Consider the following 25081-nt stretch of genomic DNA (forward strand, 5'->3'; position numbering starts at 1 on the left):
GGACCGGGGCTGATCCCGAGCCGGCACCGCTTTCCGGCACACCTTTCTCGACGTCTGCCCGACGGGCGGGACTCAGCGGCTCCCGACCGTGCCGAGCGCCCGCAGTACCGGCGAGCGGCCCGCCCGGGGCACCGTCCACAGCACCTGGCCCTGGACTCCCCAGCCGGCCAGCAGGGCGTTGGCCGCCAGAAAGCCGGTCGTGGCGGCGCGTTCCATGAGGGCGACGGGCAGGTCGCAGCGGATCGCGTCACCGGCCAGTGTCACCTGCGGATGCGCGGTGGTCACGGTGGGCCGCCGGACGTAGGAACCGACCGGGAAGAGCGGGCAGTCGGAGCGCCACTCGTGTCGGGCGTCCACGGCGCGCGCCCTTCGTGTCTCCGGATAGACCTGATGCAGCCGCTCGACGAGTCGGGACTGTACGGCTTCGGGCCGCGCGTCCTCCGGAACGGCGTAGGCGTGCAGTTCCACCACCGAGCCGCCGGAACGGGCCGACCACCGGGCGGCCTCGTCCTCGTAGCGATCCAGGACACTGACGTTGTCGAGGCCGTCGTAGCCGCTGGTGCCGAGGAACGCGGCGCGGTCGGCACGCACCGGGCGGTCGAGCCAGAGCCGCGAGACAAGAAACCGCGGAGCGGTACGCAGACCGGCGACGTCATCGCGCCAACCGGCGGTGCCCAGACCGGGTGACGCCGCGACAAGACCCCGCAGGGCGCCGACGTCGAGGGCGAGAACCGCCGCGTCATGACGGTCCACGGCGAGGTCCGTCCGCACTTCCACTCCCCGTCCGCCCCCTCCGTCGCACGGCTGGACGGCGCGCACCGGCGTCCCGGTGCGGACCTGCGTCCCGAGGCGCTGGAGGTACGCACCGAGCGGGTCCCACAGCGCCTGGGGAAAGGGAGCGGTCGGTACGTCGAAGAGCAGGCCCTCGGACGAACCGAGGAAGTAGATGTGGAACATCAGCAGCAGTTCCGCGGCGGACAGTTCACGTGGGTCGGCGAAGAAGCTGCGGGAGAACACCTCGAACGCCAGATGATGCGCGGCTTCGGGGAAGCGGACGCGTTCGAGGAAGTGGGTCGCGCTGACCGAGTCGAAGCGCTCGTAGACCTCGGGTACGCGGACGTCGAGGAGGGGCAGCGCGGCTCGGGCGTCCATCGCGGCGAGGTCGCGCCAGCCGAACGTGGGGCTCAGCGCGACGAACCCGAGGGCGCTGAACGGTGGTGTGCGCGGTACGCGGGCGAAGCTGTCGGTCAGCCCGCCGCTGTGCTGCAGAGGGTAGTCGGGCAGCTGCCGGAGTCGGTCGAGGGCCGGATCCGTCCGCCGCAACAGGCCACGGAGGTTGTAGTACTGGCGGAAGAATGCGTGGAAGCCACGGCTCATGGTGGCCTCCCCGCCGTCGGCCAGACGGGTGCGCCAGCCGGCGAGCCGGCCGCCGAGCGACTCCTCCTGTTCGTAGAGGGTCACGCGGGCGCCTCGTTCGGCCAGCAGGGTGGCCGCGGCGAGGCCCGCGATCCCCCCACCGATCACGGCGACACCCGGGGTGTCAGCGGAGGCGAACCGTTTCACGCCGGGCGCGGGCATCACGACCTCGGCCTTGCGGTCGCGGCCTCGCCGGGCGGCAGGTCGCGGATCGTTCACCGTGCGTACTCCGTCGTGGCCGCCGAGCCCTCGCGGGCAAGGAAGGTGTGCACGATCCCGGTCTGCCACCCGGCGACGGGCAAGGCGCGTACGGCCGAGAATCCGGTGCCCCGCAGACGGTCGCCGAAGACGGGAACCGTGTCGAAGTCGAGGACGCTTCGCCACAGGTGGCGGTACAGGTCGCGGTCACCGCCGACAGTCCCCGCGGGGATGATCACGCCTCGACAGACAGCCGTCCACACGGCTCGGTGGACGGCGGAACCACTAAGGCTGTACTCGTGGACGGCGAGCCGTCCACCCGGGCGCAGCAGAGTCCGAACGGTCTTGAGTACGTCGTCCGGGTCCGTGACGTTGCGGAGCAGGTAGGCGGCGAACACCGCGTCGTAGGGCCCCTCGTCCGCGGCGGCCAGCGCCTCGGCCGTCAGGTGCCGGAAGCGCACCTGCGCTGGCCAGGATTTGGCCCGCGCACGAGTCAGCATGCCGGACGACGCGTCGACGGCCGTGATCCGGGCGCGGGGCGCGGCCCGGAGAAGGGCCCGGGTGGAGGCTCCCGTTCCGCACCCCAGGTCGAGCACGTGCAGGCCGGCGCCGGCCCGGGGCAGCCGAAGCCGTCGCGCCGAACGCAGGAGATCCGTGCGGTATCCGGGATTGAGGGCCGTGAGGCGGTCGTAGCGGTGCGAAGCGTGGTCGAAGGCGAGTGCCAGGTCGTGGTCACGCAGCAGGGTCATCGGTGGCTCTCTTTGATTCGTGGGGCTGGGTGGGTACGGCGCCGCAGGAAGGGGAGTTCGACGGCGGTCCGCAGCATGGGGCCCACGGGGGTGCGCAGGCCGATGCGCCACTCCTCCCAGGGTGAGGTACCGCCGTCCAGGAAGCGCAGCAGCCGCTCCGGCGGAACGCGGCGGAACAGGCCGGTGAAGAAGCCGGGGCCGTCGATCCGCCCGGTGTCCAGAGCCCGCAGCAGGATCGCGTCCATGGCCAGCACGCGCCGCGTATGCGGTCGGGGCGCGATCGCGTGGCCCTCCCGCAGGGCGGCGGCGATGGCCCGGCTCTGCCGCTGCACCGCGGCGAAGGTATAGCCGGTCGCCGGGCGGGTGGCGCCACCGGCGGTCCCGATCCGGAAGACGGCTGTGCCGATCCGGCGCGGGAAGCGCGCGTCGGTCATGGGGATCACACCCTGCTCCGCCCTCTCGACGGTGAACGCACCGATTTTGAGGATCTCCCGGCTGTAATGCCCCAACGCCGACTCGTACGCCGCACGGGTCAGCGGGGTCCGGGAGAACTCGGTGTACTCGACGAGCGCACGGTCCGGCGCGAGCGGCAGTACGTATCCGAAGGCGAGGCCGTGGCGCGGCTGTGGCACCCGGAAGTCCATCAGGTCCGCGACCGCCGGATCGAACCGTTCCGTGTCCGTGCGCACGAACCAGCCGCGGAAGTGCTGGAGCAGTTGCGTCCTGGCCGGCGGCAGGGCCCGGAGAGGGCGGGAGTCGAACACATGGCGGGCATGGAGCGTCAGTGTGCGGCCGTCGGGCGCCGTGCACCTGACTTCGGCTCCCCCAGGGATGTCGCGCACCGTGTCCGCCGTCGCGCGCACGATCCGCGCACCGGGCGACCGGACGATCCTGGAATGGGCCACCTGCTCGAAGGCCGTGGAGCGGAGCATGCGGTAGCGCAGCGGGGAGGGATCCACGGTGATGACGCCGCCGTCGGTGTCGTGAACGCGAAGCCGCGACCAGGACGCGTCGACCGCTTCATCGAGCTCGTCGCTGTCCGCGTCCCAGAAGCACCAGGTCCGCTCGGGCGCGCGCAGCGGACCGTCCGGCGCTTCCACCAGGGTCACGGTCATGCGATCGGTCGCCACCAGGCACTGCGCGAGGCTGAGTCCGGACGCGCCGCCGCCCACGATGACCACGTCGGACATCTCGTCCGGGGCGCCGGAGCGGCCGCTCACCGGGCGCGCCGTTCGATGAGCGGTGTTCCGTCAGGAGCCGTGCGCAGCAGCTCGGCGTCCGCCGCCATCGCGTCCGCGACAGCTTTGACGGCGTCGCGCGGGTCGCCGGCCGCGGGCGACGGCGGGGCCGTGCACATGACCACGCGGTCGGCGCAGCCGGTGTCCAGCTGTCCGGGCCGGACTTCCAGGACCGGGACGCCCGCGGTCCGTACTTCGCGGCGCACGGCGCCGAGCCAGGCACTCAGACTCGGCGCGGCTTTCGAAGCCCTGTAGTCGGCCAGGCCCGCTTGCGGGTGTTCCGCGACCACACCGGTGGACGCGGCGACCTCGTCACCGACCGCCGCCGCTCCGCGGGCTTGATCCCGTCCAATGAGCGCGCCGCCGAGGACACCGGTGGCTCCGGCCACCAGCACCCGCGCGCCGTTCCTTCGCACGTCTCACTCCCGATCACGAGGCAGGGGGCTTCGCCCCCTCTCACACCAGTGGTTCCGTGAGCCGGCCGCCCATGGATGCGCCGGACAGGAACCAATCGAAGTCAACCGCAAACGATGCCGCTCGGCGCGTCGCGGACGGCGTATGCGTCCACCACCACCGAGCAAGCATGCTCCTGGCCCTGTCCCGCATCCTGGGGAGGCAGTGCTACCTGCATGTGTACTGAGCCGGGAGGGTCACCGCCGCCGTCACCTGGGCGTTGCGGGCCCTGCCCTTCGCCTTCCTCTCCCCCGTCCGCAGCGCCCGTAAGGAACCCGCCCGTTGAACACCGGCAGCTACTTCGAACCCATCGACGACTACCGCTACAAACCCACCCCGCACGCAGGCGGGGCGTGGGATGCCGACGAGATGCACGTCAGCCCGCTCGCCGGCCTCATCGTCCACGCCCTCGACCGCCACCTCGTTCGCGATCTCGGCCGCGACCGGGACAACGGCCTCACCCTGTCGCGGATCAGCTTCGACATCCTCGGGCGTCTCGCCCTCGACGAATGCGAGATCCGGATCAGGACCCTTCGGCCGGGCCGCACCATCGAACTCATCGAGGCCGTCGCTCATATCGCCGGCCGCCCCGTCGTACAGGCCCGCGCCTGGCTCCTTGCGTCCGGCGACACCGCCGCCGTCGCGGGCGGCGCGGGCGAACCGCTCACACCGCCCGATACGCTCGACTCCTGGCCGCTGACCTCGGTGTGGCCGGGCGGTTACATCGCCTCCCTCGACGTCCGGCCGGTCGCGCCCCCGCAGCCGGGCCGGGCGACCGCGTGGCTCACCACCGACCTGGACCTGGTAGCCGGTGAGCCCGTCAGCTCGCTCGCCTCGTACGTCGCCCTGGTCGACACCGCCAACGGCATCGCCGTACGCCGGCCGCCCACCGCCTGGATGTTCCCCAACGTGGACCTGACCATCCACCTCCACCGCAGGCCCGAGGGCCGCTGGACCGGCCTGGACACCACCGTCGTCTTCGGCCCCACGGGCCAGGGCGTCACGAGCACCGTCCTCCACGACACCGCCGGCCCCGTCGGCCACGCCCAACAGATCCTGACCATCCGCCCCCAGCCCTCCTGAAACGGCGCCGCCAGCAGAGCGTCGACGGCTCGCTCGCGGTACTGAGCGCGGCGGCCACCGTCGCCGGGTACGGGGTGTTCTGGTGGTGCATTGCGTGATGCAGGTGATCCAGGGCGCGGGCTCGCGCCTGCCGGGCCGGGCGAGGCTGCTAGTCGCTGTGCACGCCCGCGTCCGCCGATCACTCCTGGCAGGAGCCGTGGCCCACCCACCACCTGCTCCTGCCGAACCACGAGGTCGTCACTCACCCGGCCCGCAACCCGGCCCGCAGGCATTCGACCGGGAACAGCGGGAACATGGGGTGTATGACAAAGCATGATGACGACACGCACACGCCCCACGCTCCCGGATCCCAGCCGAGCGTCCGCCCCGGTTCCGATGAACCGCAGACGATCCCGGTGCCGACGCCTCCCGTCGCGTGGGACAGCGATCCCACGGACCCGGCTGACCTTGCCGACGAAGATGCCGAGCCGGAGCAGCCCGCCGCCCACGAAGAGCCGAAGACGACGTCGCAGGACGACTGACCCCCTGCTGGGGATGCGCTGGAAGCCGGCGAGACATGGTGGCGGGCCGGGCCGGGGTTCCCAACGGAACCCCGGCCCGGCTCGGTCGTGCTGCGCCCGCTGCCCCGACGCGACGACCAGTGGGACGCCCGACACCTGACATGGCCAGGGTTGACACGGTGTTCGGCCCACCATGTGCGGAAGCCGGTGTCCCGTCGGCCACCGGAAGGGGGAGCCGACTCGGCCCCCCGGCATGGCCCGCAACATCCTTACCTGCCCATCGTGCGTGTCGTAGCCAGGCTTGTCGTTGTGCGCGGGAACGCACCGGTGTGCAGTCTGCGCGTCCCAAGGGCCCCTGGCCTGCTTGAAGGCAGTCCGGCACCGTAACCGGTACCTAATGAGGTACCTTCGATCCATGCCTGCACTCAACGTGGAATTCAGCGAGGAAGAGATGGCGCGCCTGCGTCACCGGGCGGCTCTGACCGGGCGGAGTCTGAAGCAGCACGTGCACGACGTGACCGTGGAGGAGGCCGACCGGCTGGCCTTCGTGGAGGGGGCGGTCGCGGAAGCCGCCCGGGTGCTGCCCGGTGTCGAGGCCCGCTTCCCTGTGGGACAGCGGTGAGCCCTGTCATCCGTGTCGATGTCGGCTGGGTCCTGCAGATCCAGTCGGCGATCTCCCCGCTGAACGTGCCCATCGCGGACTGGGGCGTCCTGGGATTCATGGCCGACCGGCACAAGTTCGAGCGGGAGCGCGGCGTCCTCTACTACGAGGAGCCCGCGTCCCGGGCCGCGACCTTCCTGCACACCGCGCTGCTGCTGCGCCCCTTCACCGACTACAACCTGGTCATCGGTTGGGCCTGCACCAGCCAGTACATGCACGTCTCCGGTCAGCCCCTCCAGGCCAAGGACGACGACCTGTACGAACTCGCTCAGACGATCCGCACCCAGGAAGCCGACCTACGCGCCATCGCGCAGCGCTTGGAGTCCTGGCGGACCGAGTAACCCTCCGGCGGTGAACGGTGAACGGTGAACGCCGAGCGGCGCGCGCGCCCAGGACTCGGCTGTGGCCAAGTCACCTTGCACACACAACTACCCTGTGAGTGCGCCGACTTGGCGACGGGCGTCCGGTGGTCATGAGCCGGCCGCCCGACCGTATCGGGCGGCCGATGGGCTGCCCGGCCGTGTCCCAGCAAGGAAAGACAGAACATGAAGATCGGCTTCGCGCTCCCGCAGTTCCACAAGCAGGCTTTCGGCATCTCCCGCATCGCCCGGTTCGCCCGTGAGGTCGAGCAGGCCGGTGCCGCGAGCCTGTGGGTCGGCGACCGCAACCTGGCCGCGGTCTCCCCGAAGGTCGGCTACGGCGGCCAGGGCGACACCATCCCGGCCGAACTCAACCCGGCCGCCGACCCGTTCGTCCTGCTGGGCGCGGCGGCGAGCGTCACCGAACGCGTTCAGCTGGGTATGCACGTACTGATCGCGCCGCTGTACCCGCCGGTCCAGCTCGCTCGCTCGCTGACCACCCTCGACCTGGTGAGCGAAGGACGTCTGCTGCCCGGGTTCGGCATCGGCTGGTCCCCCGAGGAGTACGAGGCTGCCGGCCTGGACTTCCACCGGCGCGGTGCGCGGATGGAGGAGCTGCTCGACGTCCTCGACACCATATGGACCAACGACCCGGCCGAGTACAAGGGCGCCCACCTCACCGTGCCCCTGCACCACTCCCCCCTCAAGCCCCACCAGAGCCCGCGTCCGCCCATCTATCTGGGAGCGATGTCCGAGCGCGCCCTGCGCAGGGTCGCCCTTCGAGGCGACGGCTGGCTGCCGCTGTGCGTGGTGCCGAGCTACGTCGACATCGACGGACTCGTCGCCCAGCGCGCCCTCATCGACAGCCAGGCCCAGCAGGCCGGCCGCGACCCGGCGGGCATCGACACGGTCCTCCGCGTCAACATCGACTCCGGTACCCCGACCTCGGCCGTCGTCGACACCGTCAAGTCCGTGCACGAGCGCACCGGAATCGCGCACTTCATGATCGACTCCCTCTACACCGCCGACACGGTCGAGGACTCGATCGAGCTGGCCGCCGAGATCCTCGCCCTGGTGAACGAAGGCTGAGCCTGGCCCCGTGTCCCCGTACCTGCGGGGACACGGAACCCCTCGGTGAGCTGGAACTTCGAACTTCGCCCGGCTGACCGGGCCCGCACCCGGGCCCGACCCCGGACACGGTTCCGGGTGCGGGCCGGACACGGTTCCGGGTGCGGGCCGGACACGGTTCCGGGTGCGGGCCGGACACGGTTCCGGGTGCGGGCCGGGTGCCACCCGTCGACGCCACTCACCGAGGTGTGCCGTCAGGGCGCGGTCACTACCCGATCCCGGCCGCCGCCTCACCCTCGACCGGGATGCCCAGCCCGTCGGCCACGGTGGTCAGCGTCGCCCCCAGAGGGAGCGCGATCCGGGTGACGGCGTGGACGTCGCCTCGGGTCGCGTCCCGGTTGACGATCAGCACCGGCTTTCCGTCCTGGGCCGCCTGGCGGACGAAGCGGAGCCCGGACATCACCGTCAACGAGGAGCCGAGGACCAGCAGAGAGGTCGCCGCACGGACCAGTTCGCGGCACTGCTCGACCCGGGCAGCGGGCACGGATTCACCGAAGAACACCACGTCCGGCTTGAGAACTCCACCGCAGAACGTGCAGGGCACCACCTGGAAGTCCCCGACCTGCTCATCGGTGAGGTCGGCGTCACCGTCCGGGTTGATCGCGGCGGCCACCGGTGCGAAGCCCTCGTTCGCCTCCTCCAGTCGGCGGGCGAGTTCGCGGCGCGGGCTGAAGGTGCCGCAGGACAGGCAGACGACCCGGTCCAGACTTCCGTGCAGCTCCACGACGTCCTCGGCGCCCGCGGCCTGGTGCAGGCCGTCGACGTTCTGCGTGATCACACCCGTGAGCAGGCCGTGCCGCGCGAAAGCGGCGACCGCCCGGTGCCCGGCGTTGGGGCGGGCACGGCCGAAGGTGCGCCAGCCGAGGTGGCTGCGCGCCCAGTACCTGCGCCGCGCCTGCGCGCCACCGACGAAGTCCTGGTAGGTCATCGGGGTGTGCCGGCTCAGGCTCCCGCCCTCGCCCCGGTAGTCGGGGATGCCCGATTCCGTGGAGATGCCCGCTCCGCTGAGCACCAGCACACCGCCGAAGCGCAGCGCGTCGGCGACCGGCTGCGGATCCGTGGTACCGGGCGGCAGGTCTTCGGACGGGGTCCAGCTCAACGTGGGGCGCATGCGCATGCCACCAGAGTAGGCAACCGTCATCGTCTCGCCCCTCCGGACGCCTCCTGCCCCCGCGTCCACGGGACTTCCGCTCCGCGGTGAGCGCGGGTCGGTGCGTGCGGACCGGTGCGCGCGGATCGGTGCGCGCAGGCAGACTCCTGATGAACTTTTTCGGACACGCGATGGCGTAATCCGTCGCCTTCCAGCCACGCGCGGGCACGGGCCCCAACTGCGTCCTTTACACCTCCGTAATCCCCCGGGTGCCGGATGACACGCCTTTGACCAGGGGTGATGCAGGATTCCTTCATTGACGGCGGCCTCGGTGCTCATTAGCGTCGGCGCCATGAACCACCGAGCCCCCGTGGACACCATCGACGAACTGGACCGGCGCATCATCGCCGCGCTCCAGCTCAACGGTCGTGCCCCGTGGAGCGCGGTGGCGCGGTGGGTGGACGCCAGCGAGACGACCGCCCAGCGGCGCTACCGGGCCCTGCGCGAGCGCGGGCTGCTGCGGGTCGTCGGCACTCTGGAGCTGGACCGGACGCGGGAGGGATCCTCCATGCTCGTCCGGGTGCAGGCCAGGCCCGGCCGCGGACTGGACGTGGCGGACCGGCTCACCGCCAGTCCGGATGTGCGTTTCGTCGCCGTCGTCACCGGCGCCGCCGACCTGATCGTCGACTTCGTCGCCCGCGACAACGAGGAGATGATGCGGATGCTCTTCACCGACCTGCCCGCGGCCGACCTCATCACCAGCACCGAGGCCGTACCGGTCATCCGCGCGTTCACCTCGGCGTCGATGTGGGACACCGGACTGCTGCCCGCCGAGGCAGCCGCCGACCTGCGGCCCGACTCCCTGGCGTCGTCCTGCGACCGCGCCGACTGGGACGTCACCCCACAGGCGCTCACCACCCTGGAGCAGGCGGTCGTGGCAGCCCTCAAGGAGGACGGCCGCACCCCGGTCAGCACTCTGGCCCGGAACCTGGAGCACACCGAGTCCAGCGTCGCGCGGGCCATGGACCGGCTCATCGCCCGCGGCATCCTCCAGTTCCGCACCCTCGTCGAACCGGCTCTGATCGGGTACGACGCGGAGTTCATGGTCTGGCTGTCGATCGAGCCCGACCGTCTCGACGCGGCGGGACGGCAGCTCGCCGGGCATCCGGGAACCAAGTTCCTGGGCGCGGCGACCGGACGCTTCAACCTCGTCGGGCACATGGTGCTCCCCCGCCGCACCGACCTCTTCCGCTACACCAGCGACGTCATCGGGGCGCTGCCCGGCCTGCTGGCCTCCGACGTGACGCTGCACCTCGTCACCATGAAGTACTCCTGGCACCGCATGGTCCGTCCCGCCGCCTGAGCGGGCACCCGCCCGGCCGCGCATCCGCGACCTCCCCCACGGCCCGCTCCCCCACTTTTCCCGTCCCGTCCCCGACCCCAGTGGAGTCACCATGCCCACAGACGACTCCGGCCTGCCCGCGGAGAGCTGGCGCTGGACCGAACAGACCTGGCGCGGCCACCTCGACGCCGTGCGCGCCGGACGCCGGCTGGTCCCCGACCGCTGGCCCGGCGGCGCCCGCGCCGCCGTCGCGATCTCCTTCGACTCCGACCACGAGACGATCCCGCTGCGCGACGGTGAGACCAGCCCCGGCCGCCTCGCCCAGGGCGAGTACGGCGCCCGCGTCGGCGCGCCCCGGATTCTCGATCTCCTCGCCCGGTACGCCGTACCCGCCACGTTCTTCATGCCGGCGGTCTCCGCCCTGGTCCACCCCGAGGAGGCCCGGGCGTACACGCGTGACGGGCACGAACTGGCCGTCCACGGCTGGATCCACGAGCGCAACATGCTGCTGGGCCGCGACGACGAGCGGGAGCTGACCGCCCGCGCCCTGGACACCCTCGACACGCTGACCGGGCAACGGCCCGTCGGCATCCGCACGCCGTCCTGGGACTTCTCCGCCTCGACGCTCGACATCATGCTCGAACTCGGCTTCGCGTACGACTCCTCGCTGATGGCCGACGACGAGCCCTACGAGATCCTCGCCGACGGCAGGCCCACCGGTCTGGTCGAGATCCCCGTGGACTGGATCCGGGACGACGCCCCGTACTTCACGATGGACCGCTACGGCTCCGTCCGCCCGCACAGCCGCCCGCGCGACGTGCTGGAGATCTGGACCGACGAATTCGACGCCGCGTACCGCGCCGGCGGTGTCTTCCAGCTCACCCTGCACCCGCACGTCATCGGGCACCGCTCGCGCCTGGTGGCGCTGCGCGAACTCCTCGACCACATCGCCGCCCACAGCGACGTCTGGTACGCCACACACGCCCAGCTCGCCGACACGGCCCGCACCGTGCTGACGGGTGAGACGGCCCTGTCGAACGGCCAGACGACCACCCGTTCCGTCCCCGACGCCCCGGAGCAGACGCCATGACCACCGGATCCGCCACACCACCCGCAGGTCCCCTGTCCAAGGACGGCGACTCCCCAGCCCCGGGCAGACTGAGCGGCGCACAGCGCAAGGCCATCGTCGCCGGCACCATCGGCAACACCGTCGAATGGGTCGACTGGGCCCTGTACTCCATCTTCGCGAAGATCATCGCTGACGAGTTCTTCCCCAAGGGCGACGGAGCGGTGGCCCTGCTGTCCACGCTCGCCGTGTTCGCCGTCGGCTTCGTGATGCGCCCGGTCGGTGCCGCGGTCCTCGGCGCCTACGCCGACCGCCACGGCCGCAAGAAGGGCATGACCCTCACGGTGGCCCTGATGGCGGGCGCCGGCTTCCTGATCGCGATCACCCCGAACTACGACACCATCGGCGTCCTCTCGCCGCTCGTCCTGCTGATCGCCCGGCTCGTACAGGGCTTCTCCGCGGGTGGCGAGTTCGGCTCGTCCTCCGCCTTCCTCGTGGAGTCCGCCGCCCGCGGCAGGCGCGCGTTCGCCGGGTCGTGGCAGCAGGTGTCGGTCGCGGGCGGTGTCCTCATCGCCTCGCTCCTCGGCACCCTCACCACCTCGACGCTCAGCGACGACGCCGTGCACTCCTGGGGCTGGCGCGCCGCGTTCGTCTTCGGGGGACTCCTCGGCCTGGTCGGACTGTGGCTGCGCGTCACGGTCGAGGACACCGAGTCCTTCACCCAGGCCCAGGACACGGGCCGCACCCGTACCAACCCCGTCAAGACGATGTTCGTCGAGCACCCCGCCGCGACCCTGCGCGTCGCCGGCATCACCATCGCGGGCACGCTGACCTACTACATCTGGGTCAACTACCTTCCCACGTACGCGAATCTGACCACCGGCATCCCGCTCAAGACGGCCCTGTTGTCGCAGACCCTGTGTCTGATCGTGTTCGTCGTCGCGCTACCGTTCGTCGGGCTGCTCTCCGACCGGATCGGCCGCAAGCCGACCATGGCGGCCTTCGCCGGCGGCTTCGTGGTCCTGGCCTGGCCCCTGCTGCACCTGCTCAGCGGCAGTTTCCTGAGCCTGTTCCTGGTCCAGCTCGTCGGCATGCTGCTGATCCTCGGCTACTCCGCCAACTGCGCCGTCATCATGGCCGAGCAGTTCCCGGCGGAGGTACGCGCCACCGGTATCGCCCTGCCCTACGCGCTGGCGGTCGCGGTCTTCGGTGGCACGGCCCCCTACCTGACCACCTGGATGCACGAGAACGGCCACAGCGACCTGCTGTGGATCTACGTCTCCGGCGCCGCGCTCATCTCCCTCGTCGTCTACCTCACGATGCCGGAGACCAAGGACAAGGAGTTCGACTGATGGCGCACGTGCTCGTCACCGGTGCGGCGGGCGGTATCGGCGGGGCGATCGCCGAGGAGTTCGCCGCGCGGGGCGCCCTGCTCACGCTCGCCGACCGCGATCCCGAGGCGCTGGAGCTGACCGCGGCACGGCTGGGTGGCGCCACGTCGGCGCACGCCGCGGACCTCACCGACGCGGACGCGCCCGCCGCCCTGGTCGAGGAGGCATGGGCGGCGCACGGTCCCGTGGACGTCCTGGTCAACGCGGCGGGCGTCTACCCGTCACTCGATATGGCTCAGGTCGACGCCGGCGCCTGGGACCGGCTGTTCGCCGTGAACCTGCGCGCCCCCGTACTAGCCACCGCCGCGTTCGCCCGGCTCGCCATGGCGGCCGGACGGCCCGGCGCGGTCGTCAACATCTCCTCCGGTTCCGCGCTGCGGGCCCGTCCCGGCGGCGGCCCGTACGCGAGTTCCAAAGCCGCGCTGGAGATGGCCACCCGGGCCGCCGCCCTGGAACTGGGCGAGCACGGCATCCGCGTCAACGCGGTCAGCCCCGGGTTCGTCCAGGTGTCCAGCGACTGCAATCCCGTCTCCGCCGAGTACGCCGCGGCGATCGGCGGCAATCCGCTGGGGCGCCCGGGCAGTCCGAGGGACATCGCCCGCGCGGTGTGCTGGATCGCGGGCCCGGACGCCTCCTGGATCACCGGAGAGGTCCTGCGGGTGGACGGCGGATCCAGTACGGGCGCACTGCACCTGCCCCGCATCTGGCAGCCTGGCGACACCCGCGCCCTCCCCCACGCGGCGATCCCGGCCGCCGGCGCCACCGCCTCCACGGAAGGACTCCCCTCATGACCGCCCCCTCCCCTCAGCGGGCCGCCTACACCGTCGTCGGCGGGGGCGCGATCGGCGGCACGCTCGCCTTCGCCCTCGCGCGGGCCGGCCACCCCGTCACCGTCGTCGACACCGACCCCGCCCACGTGGCCGCGATCCGCGCCCGCGGACTCGTCGTCGCACACGGCGACTCCCGTACGAGCGTGCCGGTCGCCGCCGCCACGCCGGACGAGTTCTCCGGCACCCTCGGACGGGTCCTGCTGGCCGTGAAAGCACAGGCGACAGCCACCGCGGCGGCATGGATCGCGCCCCGCCTGGCGCCGGACGGCTTCGTGGTCTCCCTCCAGAACGGCTTCAACGAGGGCCTGATCGCACAGCATGTGGGCGCTCCTCGCACCGTCGCCGCGTTCGTGAACATCTTCGCCGACGTGGTCGAACCGGGTGTCGTCCTGGACGGCGGCGCCGGGGCGCTCGTCATCGGCGAACCCGGCGGCGCCCCGGTCAGCCCCCGCGTCCACTCGGTCGTGGCCGACCTGCGGAGCTGGGGTCCGGCGGTGGCCAGCGACAACGTCGAGGGGTATCTGTGGGCCAAGGCCGGCTTCGGTGCGATGCTCGCCGCGACCGCCCTCGCCGACGCCCCCATGGCCGACCTCATCGACCGGCACCGTCCCGCCATGTCCGGCCTGACCGGGGAGATCTTCGCCGTGTCCGACCGGCTCGGCGTCACACTGGAGGCCTTCGACGCCTTCGACCCCCACCCCTTCCGGCAGGGAACGGATCCGGCGGCACGCGACGCGGCCTTCGACCGCCTGAGCGCGTGGCTGCGTACGCAGGCGAAGGACCGCAGCGGGATCTGGCGGGACCTCGCCGTACGGCACCGGCCCGTCGAGGTGACCACCCACTACGCGGACGTCTTCGACCACGCGGACCGCGAAGGACTCCCCACGCCGCTGCTGCGCACCGTCATGGACGGCCTGCGCTCACTGGAGGGCGCCCCGGAGAAGATGTCGGAGTCGCGGCTGGAGGAACTGGACCGCCTCGCCGGGCAGGCGGCAGCCGGGCGGCTGGACGAACCGGACCGCCCTGCCCTGTCCGCGGTGCCCGGACGGCTGCCGGAGGTGGAGCAGGCCGCGGCGGTCCGGCGTTGGCTCGACGAGCACCGCGAGGACATGGTCGCCGACCTCGACGCGTACACGTCCCAGGGCAGCGCCAGCGACGACCTGGACGCCCTCGGTACCTGCCTCGGCTGGCTGCGCGACTGGCTCGACCGGCGCCTGGGCGCACCGGACGCCGAGGAGATCCTTCCCCGCGCGGGAGCGCAAGCGGGAGTGGATCAGCAACTGAGGGCGGGGGACATCCTCGTTCGCCGCTATCCGGCCCGGGACGCGTCCGCCGAGGACGGCCGGCCGGTCCTGCTCCTCGGCCACTACGACACCGTCTGGCCGACCGGCACCCTCGACACCTGGCCCTTCCGGCGGGACGGCGACCACATCACCGGGCCCGGTGTGTTCGACATGAAGGCCGGTCTCGTACAGGCGGTGTGGGCCCTGCGCGCCCTCGACGCCCTGGGCCTGCCCCGGCCTGCCTGCACCCTGATGCTGAACGGTGACGAGGAGACCGGCAGCCTCGCCTCCCACGAGGCCATCGTCGCGGAGTCGCACGGCAGCAGGCTCGCCATGGTCTTCGAGGCGGCCGTGGACGGCGCGATCAAGACGGCCCGCAAGGGAGTGGGACTGTTCACCCTCACGGTCACCGGCAGCGAGGCCCACGCCGGGCTCGACCCCACCGCCGGGGCGAGCGCGGTGGACGAACTCGCCCACCAGATCCTGCGGCTGGCCGAACTGCGCGCCCCGGACGCGGGCACCTCGCTCAACGTGGGCGTGGTGGAGGGCGGCACCCGCAGCAACGTCACCGCGGGACGCGCCGTCGGCCGCATCGACATCCGTGTCGCCTCCGCTGCCGAGCAGCAGCGGATCACCGGTGCTCTCGCCGCGTTGCGCCCGGTGGATCCGCGCACCCGCGTGGAGATCGGCGGGGACTGGAACCGGCCCGTCTTCGAGCGGACCAAAGAGGTCGCGGCGCTCGCGGAGCTGACCCGCCGGTGCGCGGCGCTGCTCGGGGAGGACCTGCGGGAGGCGTCCGTCGGCGGGGCCAGCGACGGCAACTTCGTGGTGGCCGCGGGGACGCCCGTCCTGGACGGCATCGGGGCGGTCGGTTCGGGCGCGCACGCGCGCTCGGAGAACACCTCGGTGTCCGGCATGGTCGCACGCTCCGCGCTGGCCGCCACGGTGCTGGTGTCGCTGGCCGCCGGATGACCGCCGACGCCGCGTCCCGCGGCTGAAGCCACAATGTACGACCGCGCCGGGGGGCGGGACCGTCAGCGGCCGGACCGTCGGGCCGTCACCCCGCGGGCGCTACGGCCACGTTGTCGAAGGCGGCCTCGGTGTCGAAGACCCGGACGCCGTTCGCGCCGCTGCGGTAGGTGCCGTCGCTGACGGAGATCTTGGGGGTCGTCATGTCGTCGACGAACACCTTGATCGATGAGCCGACGGCGGTGACGCGCATCCGGTGGGCGGAGCCGGAGCCGACGGCCGTGCGGGCGGTAGCCAACTCGGTCCAGGAACCGTTCGCCCGGCCGAGGACGACCTTGCCGCTCGGGCTGATGCCCGCGTAGTAGCCCGTGTAGCTGTCCCAGCCGACCGACGGTCCGCTCACTCTGAACGTCAGACCCGCGTCCCCGCCGCCCGAGGTGACGGTGACGTCGGCGTCGTAGGTGAAGTCGGCGAAGTTCGTGTCGAGCAGCGCCTTGCCGCCCAGGTTCCGCCCCACCCGGTACTGCCCGCCGCTGACGGACCATGCCCCGCCGTACGTCTTCCAGCCCAGCGCGTTGCCGTCGGCGAAGTTGTCCTTCACCTGCATGGCGATAGGCCGGATGGTGCCGTCGGCGTTGAAGTGGAGGCGGTCGTACGCCAGTTGGCGGTGGTTGCCGTCCGTCTCGCTGAGCGGACGCCGGTGGTAGACGATGTACCAGATGTCGGTGCCGGGCACGTTGACGACGGAGTTGTGGCCGGATCCCTTGGCGACCGCCGGATCCTGGGCGAGTACTTTGTCGATCTTCTTGAAGGGGCCGGTGGGTGAGTCGGACATCGCGTACGACACCGAGTAGTCGGGCCCGGTCCAGCCGCCCTCCGACCACATGAAGTAGTACTTGCCGTCGCGCTTGAACATGTAGGAGCCCTCGGTGAAGTTCTCGGGGGTGATCTCCTTGTAGGTGGACCCGTCGTCGAACGTGCCCAGGCTGGTCATGTCCGGGTTGAGCTTGACGACGTTGGAGTGGTGCCAGCCGCCGTAGTACATGTACGCCTGACCGTCGTCGTCGATGAACACGTCCTGGTCGATGGGCTGGGCCCCGTTGTGGAACTGCGAGATCAGCGGCTTGCCGAGAGCGTCCTTGTAGGGGCCCCCGGGACGGTCGGCGACGGCCACGCCTATGCCGCCCGGCTCGGAGTCGTTCTGGATGTCGTTCGCGGCGAAGTACAGGTAGTACTTGCCGTTCCGTTCGACCGGCGCCGGGGCCCACACCGCGTACTTGGCCCAGGGGACGTCCGCCGTCTTCAGGACGTCGCTGTGCTTGGTCCAGTGGATCAGGTCGGTGGAGGAGAAGGCGTCGAGGTGGGTCTGCTCGGCGTAGGACTTGGATGCCGTGGGGTAGACCCAGAACGTGCCGTCGTAGACCGCGATGTCGGGGTCCGCGTACCAGCCGTCGACGAAGGGGTTGCCCGCCTCGGCGGTCGAGTGGTCGGGCGCGGCGACGGCGGCCGACGGCGAGAACATCGCCACGAGGCCGCCGACGAGCAGCGTGGCCCAGGACTTGGCGACGAACCCGGTCGAACGGACAGTCACGAGAACCTCCGTGGGGGTGAGGCTGACGGTGGCAGACAACGTTGTCGAGAGCGCGGTGCCGAGAAGTGACACACGGGGTTGCTGCACGCAGGTGTTTACATCGTTGCAAGAGGGCTGTAAACCCTTTGCGCACGGATCGTCAGCTACGGGGCCACGGAACTTCGCCCGGTCACGCGGTCAGTTGTCGGCCTCGGTCACATGGACGGGATGAACGGCCCGAGCGGGGGCACTCGGCCTCTGCGACACCAACGGGTGCCGCGCTTCCGACAGAGAGAGAAATCATGTACATCGGCCTGGGTACCGTCGTCGTCATTATCATCATCATCGCCGTTGTCATGATGCTGCGCCGTCGCTGACATGAGTCCGGCTCGGACTCGCGGTCCGTCGGGCGGGGACGCCGTGGCCTACCGGTGGCTGCCGTGGCACTCACGTGCCATGTGCCGGAACACCACCCCTCCCCGCCCACAGGCCCGCCGAGTCGTGAATCCGCCCTGCGCTACTGCGACTTGCTCCGCACATGAGGCTCCGCACATGAGGCAGAGCCAAGGGCCTGATGAACCCCCTTCGCTGCCGGAACCAGGCTCGTCCTGGTCGGCGCCGCCCTGCTCGGCACGGCGCCGACTCTCCCCATGGCGGCCGACCCTCCCGACGGTGGCCGGTCGGGCCGGTGGCGGCCGGCCGGCCCGGCGGTGTCAGTCGGTGGCCAGCAGGCCGGCGCGGAGCTTGCCGAGGACCCGGGTGATCAGCCGCGACACGTGCATCTGCGAGTAGCCCAGTTCGTCGGCGATCTGCTGCTGGGTGAGTTCGTCGACGAAGCGGAGGTGGATGATCCTGCGGTCGCGCTCGTCGAGTTCGGCGACCAGCGGGGCCAGGGAGTGGAAGTTGTCGATGAGGTCGTAGGAGTTCTCCTCGAAGCCGATGAAATCGGCGAGCGCGGTCTCGGACTCCTCGTCCTGGTTCATCACCGCGGCGTCCAGCGAGGCGGCGTTGTAGCCGTTGGACGCCATCTGCGCCTGGACGACCTCGGAGGGCTCCAGTTGCATCAGCTCCGCGAGCTCCGCCGTCGAGGGACGGCGCCCGAGGCGGGTCCGCAACTCCTCGGTGGCCTTCGACAGTTCCAGCCGTGCTTCCTGAAGACGGCGCGGAACGTGTACGGCCCAGCTCGTGTCGCGGAAGAACCGCTTGATCTCGCCGGTGATGTAGGGAACGGCGAAGGACGTGAACTCGACCTCGCGGGACAGTTCGAACCGGTCGATCGCCTTGATCAGACCGATGGTTCCGACCTGGACTATGTCCTCCATCTCCTGCGGGCCGCGGTGCTTGAACCGGGAAGCCGCGTACTGCACGAGGGAGAGGTTCATCTCTATCAGACAGTTGCGCACGTACTGGTACTCGTGCGTGCCCTCCTCAAGCTGCGTGAGGCGGTCGAAGAACCGCTTGCCGACCTCCCGCGCGTCCCTGGGCGCGATGGAGGAAGGGTCCGCGTATGCGCGCTCGACGAGGTCCTGCTCCACCCCGGTGGCCCGGACACCGGCCCCGGTCTGTTCCTGCGCCGTCACGATGGTCATGGGGTCTCGCTCCTTGTGCCTCAAGCATGGCTGCCGTTTACGATCCTGCCCGCGCGTACCCGGGCAGCGGACTCGTACGCCCATGGAATTCGGCCGAGTGCCGGAAGGGCGCCGGGGCTGCGACTCGGGCCGCCGCGACGCTGTCCACCCGCTCGGTGCCGGCCTGGAAAGGTCAGGCGGCCTGGATGAGTTCCGCGCGCCCGAACAGCAGCGCGTATCCCGACGGGAGGCGGGCGAGGACGCGGTCGAGGAGGTCGGGGCCCGCGAGGTCCGCGACGGCGGCGAGGACGGCTCCGGTGTCCCAGCGCGCGGTGGCAGGCGTGCCGCCCGTGCGGGTGGCGAGGTCCTTGACGAAGCCCCAGCCCGTGAGGGGCCGGGGATCGGGATCCTGGCCGGTGAGGACGAGCGCGGCCTCGGCCGGCAGACAGGCGGCGAGATCGCTTCGCTCCTCGCCGGTGAGCTGACGGCCCAGCGCCGCCAGCACGGCGTACGTGACTTCCTCAGCCCGCTCCCTGGTGGAGTACGCGCCCTCGTACCGGATCTTTTCCAGCATCCGGTGAAACGTCGTGCCAGGACGAGCGGAAGCCGGTTCACGCAGCGGAATCATCGGAGATCATTGCCTTTCTCGCCCGTCGGGCGTGGTGCCAGTGGGTGGGCCGACCACCGGGTGGGCGCTGGTCGGCCGTGCTGTTTCTGTGAGCCCGCGGGGCGGCCGGCCTGCACAGCGTGGCCGCCCCCACTCCCCGCGTGCCGCGCGCGGGACGGGATCGAAGCGGGAGCCCGCGATCCCGTCCTCCGCCCGCGGCTCTGCCGGGGAAAGAGTCCTCAGCCGCGGATCTGCCGGCGTGCGGACCCGCCGCCGATCGCGACCTTGCGCGGCTTGGCGCGCTCGGCGATCGGGATGCGCAGGGTCAGCACCCCCGCCTCGTAGTCGGCCGTGATGCGCTCGGTGTCAAGGGTGTCGGCCAGCACCAACTGGCGCGAGAAGACGCCGACGGGCCGCTCGGAGAGCTCCATCTGCACATGGTCGGTCTCCGCGGCCGGGCGGCGCTCGGCCTTGACGGTGAGCATGTTCCGCTCGACATCGATCTCGACCTCGTCCTTGTCCACACCGGGCAGGTCGAGAGCGATCACGTACTCCTCGCCTTCCCGATAGGCGTCCATCGGCATCAGCGAGGGCCTGGACCGGGTGCCCGTCACGCCGGTCAGCTGCTGGGCGAGCCGGTCGAGTTCGCGGAACGGGTCAGTGCGCATCAACATCGCGAAAACACCTCCACAGGTCTGGCAGTAACTGCCAATGCGCTTCGTCTGACACCGTTGTAGCATGTCATCCAAACGATGACAACTCCGATGTCATCCAAGTGATGACACTCGGGAATGACGTCCGAGAGGATCTCGATGCCCCCTGCTTCCGAACCCCACGACCCCGCGTCCCTCCTCGCCGCCAAGGCGGCGCTCGACGCGATCGGCGAAGCCGTCCGTACCGCCCGGAGCACGCGGCCGGGGCCGTCTCCCGAGGGCGGGCAGGCCGCCGCCGAGCAGGCGTTGGCGGCCCTCGTGCTGTTGCGTGAACTGCGCGAACAGCTCGCGGGATGGGAGCCGGGACTGATCGAGGCAGCCCGGGCAGCGGGTTCCAGCTGGGCGGAGCTCGCCCAGCCCATGGGCGTCGCCAGCCGCCAGGCCGCCGAGCGCCGCTACCTGCGCGTACGCCCCGGTACATCCGGCAGCACCGGCGAACAACGCGTACAGGCGACCCGGGACCACCGCGCCGCCGACCGCACGGTCTCCGCCTGGGCACGGGCCAACGCCACCGAACTGCGCCAGCTCGCCGGGCAGATCACCGCTCTCACCGACCTCCCCGCCCAGGCGCACACCCCCCTGGCCCGGCTCGCCGACGCCCTCGCCGCCGACGACGCCACCCACCTCATCGGCCCCCTGACCGAGACGCACACACACCTCGCAGCCGGTCACCCCGACCTCGCGGCGCGCATCGACTCCATCAGTGACAGCACGGACCGACTCCGCCAGGCCCGTGGCGGCCGTGACGGAACCACCTCCTGAGGCCCGGAGGCGACAGTTCGGACGGACGGGGCCGCCCGCGGGGCCCGGAGGCGCGAGGCCCCTCCCCCGGCGGGCCGGGCGCCGTCCACCCGTCGATGCCGGGCCGGCCCGGTTCAGCGGGTGCGCCGCAACCGCACCGCGGCGACGATGCCGAACACCGCACCCACCGCGAGTACGGCCAGCCCCTTCAGCCAGACATCGCGTTCGATCTGGGTCGCGAGCACGACGCAGGAGGCCGCCCCCAGGACCGGCACCACGGAGGGAGTCCGGAAGTGATCGTGGGCGGTGACGTCGCGGCGCAGCACGAGGACAGAGGTGTTGACGAGGAAGAACACCACGAGAAGGAGCAGGACCAGGGTCGAGGCGAGGGTGCTCACGTCGCCGGTCAGCGCGAGCAGCAGCGAGAGCGCCGTGGTGGTGGCGATCGCGGCCCACGGCGTACGTCGGCCGGGCAGCACCTTCGTCAGGAAGCCGGGCAGCAGGCCGTCCCGGGCCATGCCGTAGGCCAGCCGCGACGACATGATGCCGGTGAGCAGCGCGCCATTGGCGACAGCCACCAGGGCGATGGCGCTGAAGAACTTCGTGGGGACCCCGCCGGCCGCACGGACGACTTCGAGGAGCGGCCCGCTGGACTCGGCCAGTTTCCCTGTCGGCACGGCCGCCGCGGCGGCGGCTCCGACCAGGACGTACACCGCGCCCGCGGTGACCAGCGCGCCGAAGAGCGCCCTGGGATACGCGTGCCGCGGATCGCGGGTCTCCTCGGCGACGTTGACGGACGTCTCGAACCCGACGAACGAGTAGTAGGCGAGCACGGCCCCGCTGAGCACGGCGGCGGCAGGGCCCTTGCTCGTGGTCCCCAGATCGGTGAGCCGTCCCACGTCTCCGTCGCCGCGGAGCACGATCCAGGCACCGAGCCCGATCACCAGCAACAGTCCGCCGACCTCGACGACCGTCGCGACAGCGTTGGCCCTTGTCGACTCACTGATGCCCCGCGCGTTCAACAGCGCCAGCGCGGCCAGGAAGACGATCGTGACGAGCACCACCGGGAGCGAGACGAACTCGGACAGGTAGTCGCCGCCGAATCCGCGGGCCAGGGCGCCCACCGACACGACGCCCGCGGCGAGCATGCAGAAACCGGCGAGGAACCCGGCGAAGGGCCCGTAGGCCAACGTGGCGTAGTGGGAGGCCCCGCCGGCGCGCGGATACTTGGTGACCAGTTCCGCGTACGAGGCGGCCGTCAGCAGCGCCAGGCACAGGGCCGCGAGGAGCGGCGCCCACACGGCGCCGCCGGCATCGGCCGCGACCTGCCCGACCAGGACGTAGACGCCTGCGCCGAGAATGTCGCCGAGGATGAAGAAGTAGAGCAGCGGGGTGGTCAGAGCTTTCTTGAGCGCCGTGGGAGCTTCCGGCGTCCGGGGCGCGGATTGGGGAGTGTGCACGGAGCGCCGGGTACCCGGTGCGGCGGGTTTGTGACGTGGCGAATGGAGGGTCCATGGATCGGGCGGCGGGTCGGTTCGCCGTGTCGATGGTGATCGTCCGGTCGTCAGCCCGCGCTCACCGGCGACCGCGGACCCGACACGCCTTCGTCCGGCAGCGGCGGGGCTGTCCCGGTTCCGCCGTGCCACGCGCACAGCAGCACGGTGGCGTCGTCGGTGAGGCGCCCGTCGTGGTGCTTCAGCACGGCGCGCACGAGCCTGCGAAGCGTTTCGGGAGCGGCCAGGCCGTCGGCCTGGTGCCGGATGACGAAGTCGACGAAGCGCTCGCGGCCGAACTCGTTGCCTCCGGTGTCCTGGGCCTCCACGATGCCGTCGGTGTACAGCAGCAACTGGTCACCCGGCTCCAGCTGTTCACGGCACAGGGTCGCGGGAAGGCCCAGGTCCGTCCCCATCGGATGGGTCGGGGCACAGCCGAGGTGGGTGGTCCAGCGCCTGCCGCGGATCAGGACGGGGAGATGGTGGCCGCAGTTGATCCAGGTCAGCACCCCTGTCTCCAGGTCCAGGTCGGCCAGTATCGCGGTCGTGTACCGGGACCGCGCGAACTGCTCGATCAGCGTGGCCTCTATGGCGTCGCGGGCCTCGATGAGGCTCTTGCCCCGGCGCCGCTGGTTGCGGCACGTGGCCATGGCGAGGTTCGCCGTCAGCCCGGCCGAGGTGTCGTGGCCCATGGCGTCGAAGACCGCCAGATGGGCGGTGTCACCGGCCAGGGCGTAGTCGAAGGCGTCGCCCGCGGTGACGTAGGCCGGTTCCATCGCCGCGGCGATGGTCACCCGCTTGTTGGCGAACGTCCGCGGTGGCATCAGCGTCCACTGCATCTCCGCGGACACCGACATCGGGCGTACGCGGGTCAGCCGGGCGTAGGAGTCGCTGTGATGGCGTTTGGAGATCAGGAACAGGCCCACCACCGACGCGAGATCGTCCATCGCCGCCCGCGTCGTCTCATCCGGTTCGCCATCGGTCTCGACCCGCAGGGCGCCCAGGCGTTCGGTGCCGTCCAGGACGGGCAGCCAGTGCTGCACGCGCCCGTTCACAGGTACGGAGTGGTGGTGCGCGCTGCGGAAGACCCGGCCCGCCAGCGTGGCGTCGACCCGCAACTCCTGTCCGCCCGCTCCGGCGTCCGGACCCCGGCCGGTCACTTCCCGCAGCATCAGCTCCTGGATGTCGGCCACATGGATACGCGCCTCGTGCAGCCCTGCCGCACCCGCGTGCCGTGCCACCAGATCCGGCAGTTCCTCGAAGGCGGACAGGTGGCTGGCCCGCAACAGGGCGTGCAGCATACGGGCGCGGTCCTCGTACGAAGTCATGCCGATCACCTGCCGAACAGGGACGGCTCGCTTCCGCCAGGCCGGTCCCGCGAGGCCGACCCCGCCGGACCGACGCCGCCGGACCGATCCCGCAAGGCCGGTCCCGCCATCCGGGACGGATACGGATGGATGCTCGGCAGACGACAACGAGAAGTCCGAACCAATATCAGGACCAGCGTACGACTCGGCCCTTCGGCGGTGTGCTCACGGTGTCGAACGGTCAGGCCGTCAGCGTCGACAGCTCCGCGTCGGCGCGCTCGGTGACGAGTGCCAGGACGCGGCCGGCGGCGGCCAGGTCCTCTGCGGGTATCCCGCCCCAGATGCGGGCGGAGACGGGCGCGGTCTCCGCGCCGACGGCGGCGAGCAACTCGCGCCCCGCGTCCGTGGGGCGAAGGTACGCGCCGTCGGCGACGAGCAGTCGCTTGGCCAGCAGCTCGTCGAGCGCGGTACGGATGTCGGCCGGATCCGCCTTGAGGAACCCCCGGACCTGATGGAGGAGATCGTCCGGCGTCTGCGGGGTGTCGGAGGTGAGGGCGGCGCGCAGGACGACCTGCTGCTGGAACGTGGCGCCGTGCCGGGCCAGGACGTGCTCCAGGACTCCGCGCGCGGCGTAGTGGGCCAGGGCGAGGTCGCGGGCGTTGGCGGCGGGCGCGGTGGTGGTGTCCGCAGAGGTGGATGCGGTGGTGGATGCGGTGGTGGATGCGGTGGCGGTCATGTTGTCGTCCCCCTGATTTCTCTCGTCAACGCTTACGTCAATTGCTCTCGTCGTTCGGTACGGATGCAGCGAGAGGTACGCCGAGCAGGGCCGTCAGCTCGTCGGTGAACGCACGCGTTCGCGGGGCGTCGAGACCACCGAGCGGCTCCAGCAACTGCTGGAGCAGGTCCTGGACCACCTCGACGGCCTGCCGCGTGACGGCCTCACCCCGCTCAGTGAGCGCCAGTTGGACGGCGCGCGGGTCGCGGGGATCGCGGGTGCGCTCGACCAGGCCGGCCGACTCCAGTGCGCGTGCCAGCTTCGAGACGTACAGCGCCTCCAGGCCGGTGTGGTCGGCGAGGCGGCGCTGGCTGGGCCGCTCGCCGGTGCGCTGCATGCCGAGCAGCGACGCGACCAGTGAGTACTGCGCGTGGGTGAGACCCAGCGGAGCGACCGCGCGATCTACGGCGACGCGCCACTTGTTGGCGAGCCGCCACACCAAGAAGCCGGGCGTGGGGCCCGGTGAACCCTTGCTCATACCAAATAGAGTACATAGACATAATATCCATGGCTACTATTTACGACAGCGTCTCGTCCATTGGGGGCGCCGG

At 71.2% G+C, this 25081-nt stretch carries 24 protein-coding genes; 11 read left to right on the forward strand and 13 right to left on the reverse strand.

Annotated features, from left to right (window positions below; all coding sequences use genetic code 11):
• Positions 1-72 precede the first annotated feature (72 nt).
• From ACH4DZ_RS00585 to ACH4DZ_RS00600, 4 genes are read right to left on the reverse strand one after another with little or no spacing between them, the layout of a single operon-like run.
• Positions 73-1578 carry an FAD-dependent oxidoreductase gene (locus ACH4DZ_RS00585; RefSeq protein ID WP_398285432.1) on the reverse strand — a complete coding sequence of 502 codons (1506 nt, stop codon included), beginning with the start codon at positions 1576-1578 and terminating at the stop codon, positions 73-75.
• Between the two features lie 53 nt (positions 1579-1631).
• Positions 1632-2363, reverse strand: a complete 732-nt coding sequence (locus ACH4DZ_RS00590) for a class I SAM-dependent methyltransferase (protein WP_398284668.1) — start codon at positions 2361-2363, stop codon at positions 1632-1634.
• On the reverse strand, positions 2360-3553 hold the full coding sequence (locus tag ACH4DZ_RS00595; RefSeq protein ID WP_398285433.1) for a lycopene cyclase family protein: 1194 nt from the start codon (positions 3551-3553) through the stop codon (positions 2360-2362). Before ACH4DZ_RS00595 ends, ACH4DZ_RS00590 begins: the two co-directional genes overlap by 4 nt.
• A 26-nt stretch (positions 3554-3579) precedes the next feature.
• On the reverse strand, positions 3580-4017 hold the full coding sequence (locus ACH4DZ_RS00600) for a hypothetical protein (RefSeq protein ID WP_398284669.1): 438 nt from the start codon (positions 4015-4017) through the stop codon (positions 3580-3582).
• Between the two features lie 319 nt (positions 4018-4336).
• Between ACH4DZ_RS00600 and ACH4DZ_RS00605 the strand changes: the two genes are divergently transcribed.
• From ACH4DZ_RS00605 to ACH4DZ_RS00625, 5 genes are all read left to right on the forward strand, one after another.
• Positions 4337-5137 carry a thioesterase family protein gene (locus tag ACH4DZ_RS00605; protein ID WP_398284670.1) on the forward strand — a complete coding sequence of 267 codons (801 nt, stop codon included), beginning with the start codon at positions 4337-4339 and terminating at the stop codon, positions 5135-5137.
• A gap of 302 nt (positions 5138-5439) precedes the next feature.
• Positions 5440-5658 (forward strand): hypothetical protein, encoded by a 219-nt coding sequence (locus tag ACH4DZ_RS00610; protein WP_398284671.1) that lies wholly within the window; start codon positions 5440-5442, stop codon positions 5656-5658.
• Between the two features lie 394 nt (positions 5659-6052).
• Entirely contained in the window at positions 6053-6259 is a 207-nt protein-coding gene (locus ACH4DZ_RS00615) for a hypothetical protein (protein ID WP_398284672.1), read from the forward strand.
• Entirely contained in the window at positions 6256-6639 is a 384-nt protein-coding gene (locus ACH4DZ_RS00620) for a hypothetical protein (RefSeq protein WP_398284673.1), read from the forward strand. The genes ACH4DZ_RS00615 and ACH4DZ_RS00620 overlap by 4 nt, the downstream gene beginning before the upstream one ends.
• Before the next feature lie 204 nt (positions 6640-6843).
• Positions 6844-7746 carry a TIGR03619 family F420-dependent LLM class oxidoreductase gene (locus ACH4DZ_RS00625; protein WP_398284674.1) on the forward strand — a complete coding sequence of 301 codons (903 nt, stop codon included), beginning with the start codon at positions 6844-6846 and terminating at the stop codon, positions 7744-7746.
• Between the two features lie 247 nt (positions 7747-7993).
• On the opposite strand, the gene ACH4DZ_RS00630 is transcribed toward ACH4DZ_RS00625, so the two are convergent.
• Positions 7994-8902 carry an NAD-dependent protein deacetylase gene (locus ACH4DZ_RS00630; RefSeq protein WP_398284675.1) on the reverse strand — a complete coding sequence of 303 codons (909 nt, stop codon included), beginning with the start codon at positions 8900-8902 and terminating at the stop codon, positions 7994-7996.
• 325 nt (positions 8903-9227) lie between these two features.
• On the opposite strand from ACH4DZ_RS00630, the gene ACH4DZ_RS00635 reads away from it, so the two are divergent.
• From ACH4DZ_RS00635 to ACH4DZ_RS00655, 5 genes are all read left to right on the forward strand, one after another.
• Complete coding sequence (locus tag ACH4DZ_RS00635; protein ID WP_398284676.1) at positions 9228-10238, forward strand: Lrp/AsnC family transcriptional regulator; 1011 nt, start codon at positions 9228-9230, stop codon at positions 10236-10238.
• Positions 10239-10329: 91 nt separating this feature from the next.
• The gene (locus tag ACH4DZ_RS00640; protein ID WP_398284677.1) at positions 10330-11307 is read left to right on the forward strand and encodes a polysaccharide deacetylase; all 978 of its coding nucleotides are present in this window, start codon (positions 10330-10332) and stop codon (positions 11305-11307) included.
• Positions 11304-12635, forward strand: a complete 1332-nt coding sequence (locus ACH4DZ_RS00645) for an MFS transporter (RefSeq protein ID WP_398284678.1) — start codon at positions 11304-11306, stop codon at positions 12633-12635. The genes ACH4DZ_RS00640 and ACH4DZ_RS00645 overlap by 4 nt, the downstream gene beginning before the upstream one ends.
• Complete coding sequence (locus ACH4DZ_RS00650) at positions 12635-13465, forward strand: SDR family NAD(P)-dependent oxidoreductase (RefSeq protein WP_398284679.1); 831 nt, start codon at positions 12635-12637, stop codon at positions 13463-13465. The genes ACH4DZ_RS00645 and ACH4DZ_RS00650 overlap by 1 nt, the downstream gene beginning before the upstream one ends.
• Complete coding sequence (locus ACH4DZ_RS00655; protein WP_398284680.1) at positions 13462-15759, forward strand: 2-dehydropantoate 2-reductase; 2298 nt, start codon at positions 13462-13464, stop codon at positions 15757-15759. The genes ACH4DZ_RS00650 and ACH4DZ_RS00655 overlap by 4 nt, the downstream gene beginning before the upstream one ends.
• An 85-nt stretch (positions 15760-15844) precedes the next feature.
• On the opposite strand, the gene ACH4DZ_RS00660 is transcribed toward ACH4DZ_RS00655, so the two are convergent.
• The 4 genes from ACH4DZ_RS00660 to ACH4DZ_RS00675 form a co-directional block, all read right to left on the reverse strand.
• A complete protein-coding gene (locus ACH4DZ_RS00660) occupies positions 15845-17347 on the reverse strand; it encodes a family 43 glycosylhydrolase (RefSeq protein ID WP_398284681.1) in 1503 nt (500 codons plus the stop codon).
• A gap of 692 nt (positions 17348-18039) precedes the next feature.
• The gene (locus ACH4DZ_RS00665; RefSeq protein ID WP_398284682.1) at positions 18040-18915 is read right to left on the reverse strand and encodes a SigB/SigF/SigG family RNA polymerase sigma factor; all 876 of its coding nucleotides are present in this window, start codon (positions 18913-18915) and stop codon (positions 18040-18042) included.
• Between the two features lie 172 nt (positions 18916-19087).
• On the reverse strand, positions 19088-19522 hold the full coding sequence (locus tag ACH4DZ_RS00670; protein WP_398284683.1) for a DUF2267 domain-containing protein: 435 nt from the start codon (positions 19520-19522) through the stop codon (positions 19088-19090).
• A gap of 218 nt (positions 19523-19740) precedes the next feature.
• Positions 19741-20175 carry an Hsp20/alpha crystallin family protein gene (locus tag ACH4DZ_RS00675; protein WP_398284684.1) on the reverse strand — a complete coding sequence of 145 codons (435 nt, stop codon included), beginning with the start codon at positions 20173-20175 and terminating at the stop codon, positions 19741-19743.
• A 138-nt stretch (positions 20176-20313) separates the two neighbouring features.
• Between ACH4DZ_RS00675 and ACH4DZ_RS00680 the strand changes: the two genes are divergently transcribed.
• A complete protein-coding gene (locus tag ACH4DZ_RS00680; RefSeq protein ID WP_398284685.1) occupies positions 20314-20976 on the forward strand; it encodes a type III effector protein in 663 nt (220 codons plus the stop codon).
• Between the two features lie 113 nt (positions 20977-21089).
• Here ACH4DZ_RS00680 and ACH4DZ_RS00685 read toward each other — a convergent pair whose 3' ends face one another.
• From ACH4DZ_RS00685 to ACH4DZ_RS00700, 4 genes are all read right to left on the reverse strand, one after another.
• Positions 21090-22415, reverse strand: coding sequence for an APC family permease (locus ACH4DZ_RS00685; protein WP_398284686.1), 1326 nt, complete (start codon positions 22413-22415; stop codon positions 21090-21092).
• 104 nt (positions 22416-22519) lie between these two features.
• Positions 22520-23776: a PP2C family protein-serine/threonine phosphatase gene (locus ACH4DZ_RS00690; RefSeq protein ID WP_398284687.1), complete on the reverse strand. Its 1257-nt coding sequence runs from the start codon at positions 23774-23776 to the stop codon at positions 22520-22522.
• Positions 23777-23996: 220 nt separating this feature from the next.
• On the reverse strand, positions 23997-24491 hold the full coding sequence (locus ACH4DZ_RS00695) for a MarR family transcriptional regulator (RefSeq protein WP_398284688.1): 495 nt from the start codon (positions 24489-24491) through the stop codon (positions 23997-23999).
• Between the two features lie 37 nt (positions 24492-24528).
• Positions 24529-25008, reverse strand: coding sequence for a MarR family winged helix-turn-helix transcriptional regulator (locus tag ACH4DZ_RS00700; RefSeq protein WP_398284689.1), 480 nt, complete (start codon positions 25006-25008; stop codon positions 24529-24531).
• Between the last annotated feature and the right edge of the window lie 73 nt (positions 25009-25081).

This window comes from Streptomyces sp. NPDC017991 (assembly GCF_044328075.1).
Taxonomy (GTDB): domain Bacteria; phylum Actinomycetota; class Actinomycetes; order Streptomycetales; family Streptomycetaceae; genus Streptomyces.

Excerpts from the sequence above, each read along its gene's own strand:
- ACH4DZ_RS00675 (WP_398284684.1), bottom strand. The coding sequence starts at position 20,175 with ATGTTGATGCGCACTGACCCGTTCCGCGAACTCGACCGGCTCGCCCAG.
- ACH4DZ_RS00665 (WP_398284682.1), bottom strand. The coding sequence starts at position 18,915 with ATGACCATCGTGACGGCGCAGGAACAGACCGGGGCCGGTGTCCGGGCC.
- ACH4DZ_RS00610 (WP_398284671.1), top strand. The coding sequence starts at position 5,440 with ATGACAAAGCATGATGACGACACGCACACGCCCCACGCTCCCGGATCC.
- ACH4DZ_RS00640 (WP_398284677.1), top strand. The coding sequence starts at position 10,330 with ATGCCCACAGACGACTCCGGCCTGCCCGCGGAGAGCTGGCGCTGGACC.
- ACH4DZ_RS00630 (WP_398284675.1), bottom strand. The coding sequence starts at position 8,902 with ATGCGCATGCGCCCCACGTTGAGCTGGACCCCGTCCGAAGACCTGCCG.
- ACH4DZ_RS00635 (WP_398284676.1), top strand. The coding sequence starts at position 9,228 with ATGAACCACCGAGCCCCCGTGGACACCATCGACGAACTGGACCGGCGC.
- ACH4DZ_RS00590 (WP_398284668.1), bottom strand. The coding sequence starts at position 2,363 with ATGACCCTGCTGCGTGACCACGACCTGGCACTCGCCTTCGACCACGCT.
- ACH4DZ_RS00695 (WP_398284688.1), bottom strand. The coding sequence starts at position 24,491 with ATGACCGCCACCGCATCCACCACCGCATCCACCACCGCATCCACCTCT.
- ACH4DZ_RS00625 (WP_398284674.1), top strand. The coding sequence starts at position 6,844 with ATGAAGATCGGCTTCGCGCTCCCGCAGTTCCACAAGCAGGCTTTCGGC.
- ACH4DZ_RS00655 (WP_398284680.1), top strand. The coding sequence starts at position 13,462 with ATGACCGCCCCCTCCCCTCAGCGGGCCGCCTACACCGTCGTCGGCGGG.
- ACH4DZ_RS00645 (WP_398284678.1), top strand. The coding sequence starts at position 11,304 with ATGACCACCGGATCCGCCACACCACCCGCAGGTCCCCTGTCCAAGGAC.
- ACH4DZ_RS00700 (WP_398284689.1), bottom strand. The coding sequence starts at position 25,008 with ATGAGCAAGGGTTCACCGGGCCCCACGCCCGGCTTCTTGGTGTGGCGG.
- ACH4DZ_RS00670 (WP_398284683.1), bottom strand. The coding sequence starts at position 19,522 with ATGATTCCGCTGCGTGAACCGGCTTCCGCTCGTCCTGGCACGACGTTT.
- ACH4DZ_RS00615 (WP_398284672.1), top strand. The coding sequence starts at position 6,053 with ATGCCTGCACTCAACGTGGAATTCAGCGAGGAAGAGATGGCGCGCCTG.
- ACH4DZ_RS00595 (WP_398285433.1), bottom strand. The coding sequence starts at position 3,553 with ATGTCCGACGTGGTCATCGTGGGCGGCGGCGCGTCCGGACTCAGCCTC.
- ACH4DZ_RS00650 (WP_398284679.1), top strand. The coding sequence starts at position 12,635 with ATGGCGCACGTGCTCGTCACCGGTGCGGCGGGCGGTATCGGCGGGGCG.
- ACH4DZ_RS00690 (WP_398284687.1), bottom strand. The coding sequence starts at position 23,776 with ATGACTTCGTACGAGGACCGCGCCCGTATGCTGCACGCCCTGTTGCGG.
- ACH4DZ_RS00585 (WP_398285432.1), bottom strand. The coding sequence starts at position 1,578 with ATGCCCGCGCCCGGCGTGAAACGGTTCGCCTCCGCTGACACCCCGGGT.
- ACH4DZ_RS00680 (WP_398284685.1), top strand. The coding sequence starts at position 20,314 with ATGCCCCCTGCTTCCGAACCCCACGACCCCGCGTCCCTCCTCGCCGCC.